This is a genomic window from Duganella alba (genome assembly GCF_009674495.1).
Taxonomy (GTDB): Bacteria; Pseudomonadota; Gammaproteobacteria; order Burkholderiales; family Burkholderiaceae_D; genus Rugamonas; species Rugamonas alba.
Genome location: NZ_WKJN01000001.1, coordinates 115,526 through 130,526 on the forward strand (window position 1 = coordinate 115,526; position 15,001 = coordinate 130,526).

Annotated in this window: 8 protein-coding genes; 4 read left to right on the top strand and 4 right to left on the bottom strand. The window is 65.1% G+C overall.

Going from position 1 to position 15,001, the window contains the following annotated elements; translation table 11 throughout:
* Positions 1–50 precede the first annotated feature (50 nt).
* Positions 51–1,112: a tRNA 2-selenouridine(34) synthase MnmH gene (mnmH, locus tag GJ695_RS00480; protein WP_154361662.1), complete on the bottom strand. Its 1,062-nt coding sequence runs from the start codon at positions 1,110–1,112 to the stop codon at positions 51–53.
* The gene (locus GJ695_RS00485; RefSeq protein WP_166455000.1) at positions 1,109–1,738 is read right to left on the bottom strand and encodes an arylesterase; all 630 of its coding nucleotides are present in this window, start codon (positions 1,736–1,738) and stop codon (positions 1,109–1,111) included. Before GJ695_RS00485 ends, mnmH begins: the two co-directional genes overlap by 4 nt.
* Positions 1,739–1,778: 40 nt before the next feature.
* Between GJ695_RS00485 and GJ695_RS00490 the strand changes: the two genes are divergently transcribed.
* The gene (locus GJ695_RS00490) at positions 1,779–2,495 is read left to right on the top strand and encodes an ABC transporter ATP-binding protein (RefSeq protein ID WP_154361908.1); all 717 of its coding nucleotides are present in this window, start codon (positions 1,779–1,781) and stop codon (positions 2,493–2,495) included.
* 83 nt (positions 2,496–2,578) lie between these two features.
* Here the strand turns inward: GJ695_RS00490 and GJ695_RS00495 are convergent, their stop codons facing one another.
* Entirely contained in the window at positions 2,579–4,090 is a 1,512-nt protein-coding gene (locus GJ695_RS00495) for an NAD(P)H-hydrate dehydratase (RefSeq protein ID WP_154361664.1), read from the bottom strand.
* 95 nt (positions 4,091–4,185) lie between these two features.
* Here GJ695_RS00495 and GJ695_RS00500 point away from each other — a divergent pair, with 95 nt between their 5' ends.
* On the top strand, positions 4,186–7,791 hold the full coding sequence (locus GJ695_RS00500; protein ID WP_154361665.1) for a hydantoinase B/oxoprolinase family protein: 3,606 nt from the start codon (positions 4,186–4,188) through the stop codon (positions 7,789–7,791).
* Between the two features lie 263 nt (positions 7,792–8,054).
* Positions 8,055–9,071, top strand: coding sequence for a TraB/GumN family protein (locus GJ695_RS00505; protein WP_154361666.1), 1,017 nt, complete (start codon positions 8,055–8,057; stop codon positions 9,069–9,071).
* 2 nt (positions 9,072–9,073) lie between these two features.
* Here the strand turns inward: GJ695_RS00505 and GJ695_RS00510 are convergent, their stop codons facing one another.
* Entirely contained in the window at positions 9,074–10,714 is a 1,641-nt protein-coding gene (locus GJ695_RS00510) for a response regulator (protein ID WP_154361667.1), read from the bottom strand.
* Between the two features lie 228 nt (positions 10,715–10,942).
* On the opposite strand from GJ695_RS00510, the gene purL reads away from it, so the two are divergent.
* Positions 10,943–14,998: a phosphoribosylformylglycinamidine synthase gene (gene purL, locus GJ695_RS00515; RefSeq protein ID WP_154361668.1), complete on the top strand. Its 4,056-nt coding sequence runs from the start codon at positions 10,943–10,945 to the stop codon at positions 14,996–14,998.
* Positions 14,999–15,001: the final 3 nt, after the last annotated feature.

Consider the following 15,001-nt stretch of genomic DNA (forward strand, 5'->3'; position numbering starts at 1 on the left):
GGAGGCCCGCATGCACTATTTTGGGTGATGCACTGTTGTGGGCGTTGTGGTTAACGCGTAGTGGCGATCAATTGTAGGGCAGCGGCGTTGAACGCGGCGCTGTCGATCTCGTCCAGCGCCAGCGGCACGGCCTGGCCGTAGCGGGTGAAATTGCGGTCGATCGAGCGCAGGTAGGCCGGATCGTAGTGGTCGGCCAGCAGTTCCTCCACCAGCGGCGCCATCTGGCCGGCGTCGGACATGGCGTGCCAGCGGGCGATCTTCTCGCGGCCGTGCAGCTGCGTCAGGTGCTCCAACTGGCCGTTCAGCAGGGCCGGATCGCCGAGGAAGTGCTGGTAATCCTGCATCAGCAGGCGCACGCGGTCAGCGCGCGACAGCGTCAGGGCGATGCAGTCGGCGGCGCGCATGGCGTCCATCAGCGCGGCGGGCACGCGCAGGTTGCCGACCTTCTTGCTCTCGGCCTCGACAAACACCGGCCGCGCCGGATCGAAGCGGCGCAGCACGTCCCAGATATGGCTCTCGAACGCCTTCTGGCTCGGTTGCGGCTGGCTGGGCAGGTGGCCCAGCACCGAGCCGCGGTGCGCGGCCAGCTGTTCCAGGTCCAGCACCTGCGCGCCCTGCGCATGCAGCGTCTCCAGCAGTCGGCTCTTGCCGCTGCCGGTGGTGCCGCAGACCACCTTGAAATTCAGCGCCGGCGGCTGTTCCAGCGCCGTGTTCACTTCCTGGCGAAACGCCTTGTAGCCGCCTTCCAGCTGCACCACCGGCCAGCCGATCTTGGCCAGGATGTGCGCCATCGCGCCGCTGCGGTTGCCGCCGCGCCAGCAATAGACCAGCGGACGCCACTCGCGCGGCTTGTCGATCCACAGTTCCTCGATGTGTTTGGCGATGTTCCTGGCGACCAGCGCCGCGCCGACCTTCTTGGCGTCGAACGCGCTCACCTGCTTGTACATGGTGCCGATGCGGATGCGCTCCTCGTCGTCCAGCACCGGCGCGTTGATGGCGCCGGGCAGGTGGTCCTGCGCGAATTCGACCGGACTGCGGGCGTCGATGATGGCGTCGAAGGTGTGGAGCTGGGCCAGCACCTGGTCGATGCCCAATACTTCTGGATACTTCATTTTGCCTTGATGGTTTTTTGCAGGGTCGGCCAGATATTGGCCAGGATGATCGGATGCGCCTCGGCCAGCGGATGCAGGCGGTCGGCCTGGAACAGCTGCGGCTTGTCGGCCACGCCATCTAGCATGAACGGCACCAGCGGCGCCTTGATGTCCTTGCTCAACGTGCCGTACATGGCGAAGAATTTGTCGGCGTAGTCGCGGCCGTAGTTGGGCGGCATGCGCATGCCGATCAACATCACCTTGGCGTCGGCCTTGGCTGCTTCCTCGTTCATGGCGCGCAGATTGGCCAGGGCGGCGGCCACCGGCAGGCCGCGCAGGCCGTCGTTGGCGCCCAGTTCGATGACCACCAGGTCCGGCTTGTACTTGGTCAGCAGCGCGGGCAGGCGCGAGCGGCCGCCGCTGGTGGTTTCGCCGCTGACGCTGGCGTTGACCACCACCGCGTCGATGTTATTTTGCTTCAGTTTCTGTTCCGCCAGCGCGACCCAGCCGGTGCCGCGCGACAAGCCGTACTCGGCAGACAAACTATCTCCGAGCACAAGCACGGTTTTTGGTGCAGAATAGGCGCTCGCCGCTGCCGACAGCAAGAGCAGGGCGGCCAGTGATTTTCCAGATAAACGTTTAAACATATTCAGCATGCCCGATTTCCCTAATGCGTCAACTCATTTCATGCCGGATGGTCCGGCCCTGGCAACGTCGCCCGTGAAGGCGGCGGCGGATGTGCAGCCGGCCATTGCCGTCAGCGGCCTGGCCAAGCGTGTCGCCGACGCCAGCGGCGAGCTGACGATCCTGCACGAGGTGGATTTTACCGTGCAAAAGGCTGAGACGCTGGCAATCGTCGGCGCTTCCGGTTCCGGCAAGTCCACGCTGCTAGGTTTGCTGGCCGGTCTGGACACGCCCAGCGCCGGCAAAGTGGTGCTGGACGGGGTCGACATTTACGCACTGGACGAAGACGGCCGCGCCGCGCTGCGCAAGGAAAAGCTGGGCTTTGTGTTCCAGTCCTTCCAGCTGCTGGCGCATTTGACGGCGGTGGAAAACGTCATGCTGCCGCTGGAACTGGCCGGCATCTCGGGCGCCCGCGAGCGCGCCGAAGCGATGCTGGCGCGCGTCGGCCTGGGCAGCCGCCTGAAGCATTATCCGAAATACCTGTCCGGCGGCGAGCAGCAGCGCGTGGCGCTCGCTCGCGCCTTCGTCACCGAACCGCCGCTGCTGTTTGCCGACGAACCGACCGGCAGCCTCGACGCCGCCACCGGCGAAGCCGTGATCCAGCTGATGTTCGAACTGAATCGCCAGCACGGCTCGACGCTGGTCCTGGTCACCCACGACCAGGCCATGGCGGCCCGCTGCGGCCGCACCATCACCATTGCCGCCGGACGCCTCGTCTAACCCAAACCGGGGTCAGTGCCGACATTCGGACATTCGGTCGTGAGCGACCGAATGTCCGAATGTCGGCACTGACCCCGGTTTTATCAGCGGGCGTGATGCTGGACCATGCGGTTGAGGGCGGTGCGGATGGCCGGGATCAGTTCGGCGGCGGTCAGGCCGATCGGGCCGCAGCCTTCGGTGACCAGCACGTCGGCGGCCATGCCGTGCAGCCAGACCGCCGCCAGCGCCGCCTCCCATTGCGGCCAGCCCTGCGCCAGCAGCGCGCCGCACAGGCCGGCCAGCACGTCGCCCGTGCCGGCGGTGGCCAACGCCGGATTGCCGGTGGTGTTGATGACGGCCTTGCCGTCCGGCGCCGCAATCACGGTGCCCGATCCCTTCAGCACGACGATCGCTTGCAGCCGGGCCGCCAGCGTGCGCGCGGCCGCCAGACGGTCCGCCTGAACCGCGCCGATGCTGCTGCCCAGCAGCCTGGCGGCTTCCAGCGGATGCGGCGTCAAAACCACGGCGGCTTGGCGCTGGGCCAGCCTGGTTTGCAGTGCGGCGTCGCCGGCCAGCAGGTTGATGGCGTCGGCGTCGGCCAGCAGCACGCTGTCGCTGGCGATGGCCTGGTCCAGCAGCGCATGCGCGGCGGACGAATCGCCCAGGCCCGGACCGATGACCAGCGTGGCGGTATTGAGCTCAAAATCGCCGGCGCTGCGGCACATCAGCTCCGGCTGGCCCGGATCGCAGGGCAGCGCATCTTCCACAAACAGCGCGTAGACGCGGCCGACGCCGCTGTTGATCGCCGTGCGCGCAGCCAGGATCGGCGCGCCGCTCATGCCGCGCGCGCCGCCAATCACCGCCACATTGCCGTAGCTGCCTTTGTGCGAGTTGTGGCGCCGCGCCTGCAAATGACGCGAGAAGAATTTGACGTCGTTCAGGTGCAGAGACGCCGGCGCGAAATGGCTGGCATCGATTTCCAGCCGCGCGACATCGACCAGACCGGCGTAATCGCGGCCATCACAGGTATGTAAGCCAGGCTTGTTGCCGATGAAAGTGATGGTGTGCGTGGCGTGTACGGCGACGCCGTCCGGCCCGACCACGCAGCCGCTGTCGGCATCAAGGCCGCTGGGAACATCCAGCGCCAGCACGTTGCAGCGCAGCTGATTCACCGTTTCCACCAGCGCGCGCACCGCGCCATCGAGCGGCCGTTTCAGGCCGATGCCGAACAGGCCATCGATCACCAGGTTCCACTCGGTGGCCGCGATACTGGCGTCTGCCACCTCGCGGAAACGGGCGTCGCTGACTTTGGCGCGTTGCAGCGCGGCCTGGCGCTCGTCTGAGGACACGCGGCCCTCGGCCGGGGCGAAGTGAATCAGCGTCACCTGCGCGCCGGTGTAGGACAAATGCGCCGCCGCTTCCAGCGCATCGCCGCCGTTGTCGCCGGGGCCGGCCAGCACCAGCACCCTGGCCTGCGCGGTCGACAGCGGCAGCAGATCCAGCGCCGCGTTGGCCGCCGCCTGCCCGGCGCGCTGCATCAATGCACCCGGCGGCAGCGTGGCGGCCGCCGCGTACTCGACGGCGCGGATTTCAGCAACGGTGTAAAGTGGATTCATGGTGCCATCTTAACATCTAAATTTCTGTCGAGCCGTCTGGTAGCCGGCGTGCCGGCGGCACTACAATAGGCGCTTCACAGCATAGCGAGGCAGGCATGGATTGGCAATTCTGGATCGACCGCGGCGGCACGTTCACCGACATCGTGGCGCGTCCGCCCGATGGCCGGCTGCGCACGCTCAAGCTGTTGTCCGAAAATCCGGAACACTATGCCGACGCCGCCATCGCCGGCATTCGCCAACTGATGGGCGTGGCCAAGGGCAAACCGATTCCCGTGGCGCAGATCGGCGCGGTGAAGATGGGCACCACGGTGGCCACCAACGCGCTGCTGGAGCGCAAGGGCGAGCCGACCGCGCTGGCCATCACGCGCGGCTTCCGCGATGCGCTGCGTATCGCTTACCAGAACCGTCCGCGCCTGTTCGACCGCCGTATCCTGCTGCCGGAACTGTTGTACAGCCACGTGATCGAAATCGATGAACGCATCGGCGCGCACGGCGAAATGGTCGCCAAGCTGGATCTGGAAACGGCGCGCGCCGGTCTGGCGCAGGCTTACGAAATGGGCGTGCGCTCGCTGGCGGTGGTGTTCATGCACGGCTACCGCTACCACGCGCACGAGGCCAGGGTGGCCGACATGGCGCGCGACATGGGTTTCACGCAGGTCTCGGTTTCGCACGACATCAGCCCGATGATGAAGCTGGTGGCGCGCGGCGACACCACGGTGGTCGACGCCTATCTGTCGCCCATCCTGCGCCGCTACGTCGACCAGGTGGCCAACGAACTGCCGGGCGTGAACCTGCAATTCATGCAATCGAACGGCGGCCTGACCGACGCGCGCGCTTTCCAGGGCAAGGATTCGATCCTCAGCGGCCCGGCAGGCGGCATCGTCGGCATGGTCCGCGCCAGCAAGCTGGCCGGCTTCGATAGGGTGATCGGCTTCGACATGGGCGGCACTTCGACCGATGTGTCGCACTTCTCGGGCGAGTTCGAACGTGTGTTTGAGACGCAGGTGGCCGGCGTGCGCATGCGCGCGCCGATGATGAGCATCCACACGGTGGCGGCGGGCGGCGGTTCGATCCTGCATTTCGATGGCAGCCGCTATCGCGTCGGCCCGGACAGCGCCGGCGCCAATCCCGGCCCGGCCAGCTACCGGCGCGGCGGGCCGCTGGCGGTCACCGACTGCAACGTCATGCTGGGCAAGATCCAGCCGCATCACTTCCCGCAGCTGTTCGGCGCGGACGGCAAGCAGGCGCTGGACGCTGCCACCGTGCGCCAGCGTTTCGCCGACATGGCGGCGCAGATCGCCCACGCCACCGGTGCGGACACCACGCCGGAGCAGGTGGCCGAAGGCTTCCTCGATATCGCGGTCGGCAATATGGCCAACGCCATCAAGCAGATCTCGGTGCAGCGCGGCCACGACGTGACCGAATATGCGCTGACCAGCTTCGGCGGCGCCGGCGGCCAGCACGCCTGCCTGGTGGCCGATGCGCTGGGCATGAAAACGGTGTTCGTGCATTCGCTGGCCGGCGTGATGTCGGCCTACGGCATGGGCCTGGCCGACCAGACGGCCATGCGCGAGGCGGCGGTCGAAACGCGCCTGAACGACGACGCAACCACGCACGAAGAACTGGCGGCGCGCCTGCACGCGCTCGGCCGCCAGGCGCGTGCCGACCTGCATCACCAGCAGGTGGAGGATGCGCGCATCACGCTGATCCGCCGCGTGCACCTGCGTTACGAAGGCACGGACACCGCGCTGATCGTGCTGTTCGATACGGCGGACAGCATGCGCCAGCAGTTTGAAGCCGCCTACCGCAAGCGCTATTCCTTCCTGATGCAGTCGCGCGCGCTGATCGTCGAGGCGGTGTCGGTGGAAGCCATCGGCAAATCCGACGCGCCGTCTGAAGCCGTGGAGCCGGCGCCGCGCCGCGTCACCAGCCTGATGCCGCATGCGGTGGTGCCGATGTACACCGGCGGCAAATGGCGGCAAACCAGCTTGTACCAGCGCACGGCCACGCGCATCGGCGATATCGTCAAAGGTCCGGCCATCATCGCCGAAGCCAACGCCACCACCATCGTCGAAGCCGGCTGGCAGGCGGAAGTCACGCTGAACGACCATCTGGTGCTGAAACGCGTGGCGGCGTTGCCCGAGCGGCGCGCCATCGGCACCACGGCCGATCCGGTGATGCTGGAGATATTCAACAACCTCTTCATGTCGATTGCCGAGCAGATGGGGCTACGGCTGCAGAACACGGCGTATTCGGTCAACATCAAGGAGCGGCTGGACTTTAGCTGCGCCATCTTCGACGCCGACGGCAACTTGATCGCCAACGCGCCACACATGCCGGTGCACCTCGGCTCCATGGGCGAGAGCATCAAGACCGTGATGCGCGAGAACGCCGGCCGCATGCGCGCGGGCGATGTCTTCATGCTTAACGATCCCTACAACGGCGGCACGCACCTGCCGGATGTGACGGTGATAACGCCGGTGTTCGACGCCGCCGGCGCGCGCATCCTGTTCTACGTCGGCTCGCGCGGCCACCATGCGGACATTGGCGGCACCACGCCGGGCTCCATGCCGCCGGATTCGCGCGTGATCGAGGAAGAGGGCGTATTAATCAATAATTTCAAGCTGGTCGACGGCGGCCACCTGCGCGAAGCCGAAACGCGCGCCTTGCTGGCCGGCGCGCAGTACCCGGCGCGCAATCCCGATCAGAACCTGGCCGATTTGCGCGCGCAGATCGCCGCCAATCAGAAAGGCGTCGAAGAGCTGCACCGCATGGTCGCGCATTTTGGACTGGATGTGGTGCAGGCTTACATGGGCCATGTGCAGGATAACGCCGAAGAGGCGGTGCGCCGCGTCATCAGCGCCTTGAAGGACGGCGCGTTCACGCTGCCGCTGGATAACGGCGCGCAGATACAGGTGGCGGTGCGCGTGGATCAGGCGTCACGCAGCGCGGAGATCGATTTCACCGGCACGTCGCCGCAGCTTGAGAACAATTTCAACGCGCCGTCCGCAGTCTGCATGGCGGCCGTGCTGTACGTGTTCCGCACGCTGGTGGACGACGAGATTCCGCTGAACGCCGGCTGCCTCAAGCCGCTGAAGGTGCTGATTCCGCCCGGTTCGATGCTGAATCCGCACTATCCGGCATCGGTCGTCTCGGGCAATGTGGAGACGTCGACCTGCATCACCAACGCGCTGTACGGCGCGCTGGGCGTGATGGCGGCCGCGCAGGGCACGATGAACAACTTCACCTTCGGGAATGCCAAGTACCAGTATTACGAAACCATCAGCGGCGGCTCCGGCGCGGGCGACGGCTTCGACGGCACCTCCGTCGTGCAGACCAATATGACCAACTCGCGCCTGACCGATCCGGAAATCCTGGAATTCCGCTTCCCGGTGCGGCTGGAGAGCTACGAAATCCGCGCCGGCAGCGGCGGAGCGGGGCGTTGGCATGGCGGCAACGGCGGTGTGCGCAAGGTGCGTTTCCTGGAACCGATGACGGCCGCCATCCTGTCGAACAACCGCATCCACCCGCCGTTCGGCATGGCTGGCGGCGAACCGGGCGCGTTGGGACGCAACAGCGTGCAGCGCGCGGATGGCAGCGTGGATGTGCTCGGCCACATCGGCAAGACCGACATGCAGCCCGGCGACGTGTTCATCATCGAGACGCCGGGCGGCGGCGGCTTCGGTCCAAAACAAGGCTAGTCGCGCCAGACGATACCCTCGGCATCACAATCCGCTACCCGCGAATCCTTGCTTGTCTATCAAACGAGCGACGACGTACAGTCAGGTTTTAGACAGGCAAGGGAGCACGGCATGCGCACATTACACAGGATCTTCCGATCCACCGGCTCGCCGCGTGCCGCGATTGTTTCCGCCTTTCTGCTTTGCGGTTTGTACTTTGCCTCCTGCTTCATCATCAACCATTGCCTTAACCACGGTTTGATCGCTTTCTGACAAGGATTCCGATGCTGAAACGCCTGCTGCCCGTAGTTTGCCTGCTGTTGCCCTTGAGCGCCGCGCTGGCGCAAACCGAACCGGCGGCGGCGCCGCCTGTGCAGGAAGCGGACGCCGAGGCGCCGCCGGAGACCATTTTGCTCGTGGGCCAGCGTCCGGGGCCGGGCATGTGGAAGATCAGCAAGGACGACCATGTGCTGTGGGTGTTCGCCACCTACGCGCCGCTGCCGGAGAAGATGGAGTGGCGCTCGCAGCAAGTGGAATCCGTGCTGGCGCAATCGCAGGAATATCTCACCTTGCCCGGTGCGCATGGCCATGTGGGCTTTTTTCGCGGCCTGACGCTTCTGCCCAGTCTGATCGGCATCAAGAAGAATCCCGACGGCGCCACCTTGAAGGATGTGCTGCCGGCCGACGTCTACGCTCGCTGGCAGCCGCTCAAGGCCAAATATCTCGGCAAGGACGACGGCATCGAACGCGAACGGCCGATCTTCGTCGCGGACGCGCTGTACGGCGCGGCGCTGAAGCAGTCGGGCCTCGGTTACGGCTACGACGTCACCAATAAAATCAACGCCATCGTCAAGGAACGCAAGATCAAGAAGACCGACACCAGCATCGCGCTGGAGATGGACGATGCGTCGCAGATGGTCAAGGACTTCAAAAAATCATCGCTGGCCGACACCGCCTGTTTCGACAAGACGCTGACGCGCCTCGAAAGCGACCTCGACGCCATGCGCGTGCGCGCCAACGCCTGGGCCAAGGGTGATCTGGAGGCGATCCGCAAGCTCAGTTATGCCGACCAGGAAACCGAATGCCGCGACGCCATGCGCAACGCGGACTTTGTCAAGAACCAGAAGAACTGGCAGAACGTGAAGGAACGGGTGCAGGAAGCCTGGGTGAGCGCCGCCGAGAAGGCGCTGTCCACCAACGTCACCAGCTTTGCCATGCTGCGCCTGTCGGACATTGTCGGTCCGGAGCATTATCTGGATGCGTTGAAAGCCAAGGGCTACCAGGTGGTCAGCCCCGACTGATTTCAAGCCACGGCGGAAATACCGTACTTGCGCTGGGTATGGTGATATTGCGCCGTCAGCGCTTCCAGTGACGGATGGGCCGGGTCCAGGCGACGCATGCGCTCGATCAGGAACATGCACTGCTCGGCCAGCGGCGCCTCCCAGCCCAGATCGTCCAGCTGCTTGAGAATGGCCGAGGTGGCCGCCGGCAGCAGCGACATATTGCCGGGCGCCTTGCGCAGGCCGGCGTTGAGGGTATCCACCGCCGCGCGCAGGTCGCCATGCAGGCGCTGTTCGCTGGCGTGTGCGATGAGCTCGTCCACCTGAATCTTGATCTGCTCACCCATGCCTTGCGCCAGGTCGTGGCGGCCGGCTTTTTCAAACACCTGCACCGCGTCGTCCATGGAAACGCCGCTCTCGGTATCGTTCATCAGGTTCAGCATCAGGTCCGAGGCCTGCTGGTCCAGCTTGACGCCGAGGCAGCTGTGCACCAGCCCGATCTTCAGGCCGGTCGACAGGCCACGGCTGCCCGCCACCGCGTTCACCGCGTTGGTCAGCTCGGTGGCCGCCGCCGTCATATTGCCGCTCATTTCCTGCAACAGGCCGGCGGCGATCGCCTTGCACACGTCGACGTTCGGCCCGGCGCGCAGCGAACGCTCCATGTCGCGGATCACGCCGCTGACCTGGTGGGCATCGCCTTTTTTCACCAGCGTCTTGACCAGCTTGACGTGGTCCTCGGGATCGCGGAATTCCGAATACTTGGCCTTGGCCACCACCTGCTTGAAGGCTTTTTCGGCAACGCCGACATCGCCGGTCTCGAACGCCACTTCGCCCAGATGCCGTAGCCGGCGCACCATGTGCGGCGAGATCGCCACGGCGTCTTCCAGGATGCGCTTGGCCGCTTCCTGCTGGCCCAGCGCCTCGTGGGTGCGCGCCAGCAGGTCGTAGGCGGCCATGTAGCGCGGATTCTGTTCCAGCAGCTGCGACAGGGTCTCCTGCGCTTCGATGTATTTCTGCAAGCCGAAGCGGCAGCGCGCCAGCCCCAGATGCGCCCAGGCCACCGGACGGGTCATCAGGATCCACTGGTAGACCATTTCCGCCTCGCCCAGCTCGTCGAGCGAAAACAGCAATTCCGCGCGCAAACGGGCGAAATCGACGGCGTAGCGGGGATTCTTTTCTTCGGCGACCTTGGCGTCGGCAATCGCCTTGCGCACGTCGCCGTATTCAACCAGTTGATAAATCGGCAAAAACACGGTACGCCGGTCCACCGCGCGGCGGATGCGCTGGAGCAGGGCGTCGACGGTGAACGGCTTGAGCACGTAATCGGTCGGCGTCAGCTCGGCGGCGCCGATCACCTTGCCGTACTCGCCCTCGGAGGTCAGCATGATGAAAATGGTCCACGGCGAAATCAGCTTGTGCAGGCGCAGGTCTTCCAGCAGCTGCTGGCCGTCCTGGCCGTTCGCTTCGCCGCTGCCGTTGCCCAGGTCGTACTCGCACAAGATGATGTCGAACGGTTTCTTGGTCAGCTGGCGAATCGCCGTGCCCGAACTTACCGCATAATCGATCTTGGTGATCGACGACTGGCTCAGCATATTGTGCAGGTTGCCGCGCATCCCCGGATTGGGGTCAACGATCAGCACCGACAAGTCGCTATATTCAGCCATTGTTTCTACATCCAGGATAAGTTTCGATCAGCATACCCCAAGGCAAGTGAAAATACCTGTTTTTTGGCGTCAAATGTTGCTTCTGTGGCAGCTTTTGTCCGCGAGTGGCACTATATGGCAACGCTGATAGCGGGTATAATGCGCGCAAAGGAAAATCTCGCAAGACCAGTATCTAGTGCCCCATCTCCCTTTAAACCGCAGCCCAGCTGCATCAACTATCTTCCAACCATGCTGATTCTGCCGGGCTCTAACGCCCTGTCCGCATTCCGTAGCCAACGCCTGTTGAACCAATTGCAAGCGGTGCTGCCGTCCGTTGCCGCCGTCCAGGCGCGCTATGTCCACTTCATCGACGCCGGCGCGCCGCTGTCGGCCGACGACACCAGCCGCCTGCAAGGCCTGCTGACCTACGGCGAGCCGGCCCACGCCGACAACACCGAAGGCCACGCCGAAGAGTTCTTCGTGATCCCGCGCTTCGGCACGATTTCGCCGTGGGCTTCGAAGGCCACCGACATCGTCCACAACTGCGGCATGGTGCACATCAAGCGCGTCGAGCGCGGCGTGGCGTACCGGATCAACCTGAAGACCGGCATCCTGGGCAGCAGCATCGGCGCCGCCAAGAAGCTGAGCGACGAGGAACTGCAGGCGGTGGCCGCCTTGCTGCACGACCGCATGACGGAATCGGTGCTGCGCTCGCCGGACGACGCTGCCGGCCTGTTCCGCGAACTGCAGGCGCGTCCGCTGGAATCGGTGGATGTGATCGGCAGCGGCAAGGCCGCGCTGGACAAGGCAAATACCGACCTCGGCCTGGCCATGTCGGAAGATGAAGTGGAATACCTGGACGCCGCCTTCACCAAGGCCGGCCGCAATCCGACCGACGTCGAGCTGATGATGTTCGCGCAGGCGAACTCGGAGCATTGCCGTCACAAGATCTTCAACGCCGACTGGACCATCGACGGCGTCGCCCAGCCGAAGTCGCTGTTCGGCATGATCAAGAACACCCACCAGCTGCAGCCGAAAGGCACCGTGGTTGCCTACAGCGACAACTCGTCGATCATGGAAGGCGCGGAAGTGATGCGTTTCTTCCCGCAAGGCGAAGGCCAGCAGTACGCGCCGATCACCGAGCTGACCCACACGCTGATGAAAGTGGAAACCCACAATCACCCGACCGCGATCTCGCCATTCCCAGGCGCCTCGACCGGCGCCGGCGGTGAAATCCGCGACGAAGGCGCCACCGGCCGCGGCGCCAAGCCGAAGGCGGGCCTGACCGGCTTCACCGTGTCCAACCTGCTGCTGCCGGGCGCCGTGCGTGCGTGGGAAAGCGACGCCGTCGTCACCGCGCCGATCAAGGATGGCGACTACCGCGACACCGGCAATCCATACGGCAAGCCGGAACGCATCGCGTCGCCGCTGCAAATCATGATCGACGGCCCGCTGGGCGGCGCCGCGTTCAGCAATGAATTCGGCCGTCCGGTGCTGGGCGGTTACTTCCGTACCTATGAACAGAACATCGGCAAGCAGTTCGCCGGCGCGCACGACACCGTGTTCGGCTATCACAAGCCGATCATGATTGCCGGTGGTATCGGCAACATCTCGTCGCAGCACACGCACAAGAACGACATCCCGGTTGGCAGCCTGCTGGTGCAGCTGGGCGGTCCCGGCATGCGCATCGGCATGGGCGGCTCGGCCGCCTCGTCGATGGCGACCGGCACCAACACCGCCGACCTGGACTTCGACTCGGTCCAGCGCGGCAATCCGGAAATGGAACGCCGTGCACAGGAAGTCATCAACGCCTGCTGGCAGCTGGGCGCGAAGAATCCGATCATCTCGATCCACGACGTGGGCGCCGGCGGCCTGTCGAACGCTTTCCCGGAAATCACCAACGACGCCAAGCGCGGCGCGATCTTCGACCTGCGCAAGATTCCGCTGGAAGAGAGCGGCATGGCGCCGAAAGAAATCTGGTCCAACGAATCGCAGGAACGCTATGTGCTGGCGATCGCACCGGCCGACCTGCCGCTGTTCCAGTCGATCTGCGAGCGCGAGCGCAGCCTGTTCGCTGTGGTCGGCACCGCCACCGAAGAGCGCCAGCTGAAGCTGATCGATCCGGAACTGGGCAACGATCCGGTCGACATGCCGATGGACGTGCTGCTGGGCAAACCGCCAAAAATGCAGCGCGACGTGCACCACGTGCAAAACGATTTCCCGGCCATCGACCTGACCGGCATGGACCTGGAAGAAGCCGCCCAGCGCGTGCTGCTGCTGCCGACCGTTGGCGACAAATCGTTCCTGATCACCATCGGCGACCGTACCGTGGGCGGCATGTCCGTGCGCGACCAGATGGTCGGTCCATGGCAGGTGCCGGTCGGCGATTGCGCCGTCACCGCGATGAGCTTCGAAGGCTACAAGGGCGAAGCGATGGCCATGGGCGAACGCACGCCGCTGGCCGTGATCGACGCCGCCGCCTCGGGCCGCATGGCCGTGGCGGAAGCGGTGCTGAACATCGCCGCCGCGCCGATCCGTTCGATCGAAGACATCAAGCTGTCGGCCAACTGGATGGCGGCCTGCGGCCAGCCTGGCCAGGACGCCGCGCTGTACGACACCGTCAAGGCGGTCGGCATGGAGCTGTGCCCGGCGCTGGGTATCTCCATCCCGGTCGGCAAGGATTCGCTGTCGATGCGCACCACCTGGAAAGACGGTGATGAAGCCAAGGCCGTGCTGTCGCCGGTGTCGCTGATCGTGTCGTCGTTCGCGCCGGTGTACGACGTGCGCAAATCGCTGACGCCGCAGATCCGCACCGATGCCGGCGATACCGCCATCATCCTGATCGACCTGGGCCGCGGCAAGAACCGCCTGGGCGCCTCGTCGCTGGCGCAGGTCATGGGCCAGCTGGGCAATGCCGTGCCGGACGTCGACAATCCGGAAGACATCAAAGGCTTCTTCTCCGCCATCCAGCAACTGAACGCGGACGGCAAGCTGCTGGCCTACCACGACCGTTCGGACGGCGGCCTGTACGGCACGCTGACCGAGATGGCCTTTGCCGGCCGCGCCGGCCTGTCGATCAACCTCGACATCCTGACGCTGGAAGAGGGCCACGGCGCAGACCAGGGCGACGCCAAGAACTGGGCGCAGCAAATCGCCGAGCGCCGCAACGAGCAGACGCTGCGCGCGCTGTTCTCGGAAGAGCTGGGCGCCGTGATCCAGGTGCGCGCCGACGAAAAGTCGCTGGTCATGGACGTGCTGCGCTCGTTCAACCTGGGCGCTTGCAGCCACATCATCGGCAAGCCGAACGACCGTGGCGTGATCGAATTCACCCGCGACGCCAAGGTCATCTACAACAAGCCGCGTGCCGAACTGCACCGCCTGTGGAGCGAAACCAGCTGGCGCATCGCCCGCCTGCGCGACAATCCTGCTTGCGCCGATGCTGAATACGACCGCCTGCTGGACGAACAAGACCCAGGCATCACGCCGAAAGTCACCTTCGACCTGAGCGACAACGTGGCCGCGCCGTTCCTGGCCACCGGCGTGCGTCCGCGCGTCGCCATCCTGCGCGAGCAGGGCGTCAACTCGCACATCGAGACCGCGTATGTGATGCACCAGGCCGGCTTTACCGCGGTCGACGTCCACATGAGCGACCTGATCGCCGGCCGCGCCAAGCTGGACGACTTCCAGGGCATCATCGCCGTCGGCGGTTTCTCGTACGGCGACGTGCTGGGCGCCGGCGAGGGCTGGGCCAAGACCATCCTGTTCAACAGCGCGCTGTCGGACCAGTTCGCCAAGTTCTTCGCCCGCAGCGACAGCTTCGGCCTCGGTGTCTGCAATGGCTGCCAGATGATGAGCAACCTGAAGCCGCTGATTCCTGGCGCGCACGCATGGCCGAAGTTCACGACCAACAAGTCGGAGAAATTCGAAGCCCGCTTCGCCATGGTGGAAGTGCTGGATTCGCCGTCGATCTTCTTCAAAGGCATGGCCGGCACGCAGACGCCGATCGCCATCGCCCACGGCGAAGGTTATGCGGACTTCTCGCAGACCGGCAGCATCAGCGAAGCGGTGGCCGCCATGCGCTTCGTCGACAACCGTGGCGCCGCCACCGAGGCCTATCCGTACAACCCGAACGGCTCGCCGCAAGGCCTGACTTCGGTGACCACGGCGGACGGTCGCTTCACGGTGATGATGCCGCACGCCGAGCGCGTATTCCGCACCGTCCAGCATTCGTGGGCGCCGGAAGCGTGGGGCGAGGAATCGCCGTGGATGCGCATGTTCCGCAACGCCCGCCAGTTCGTCGGGTAATGC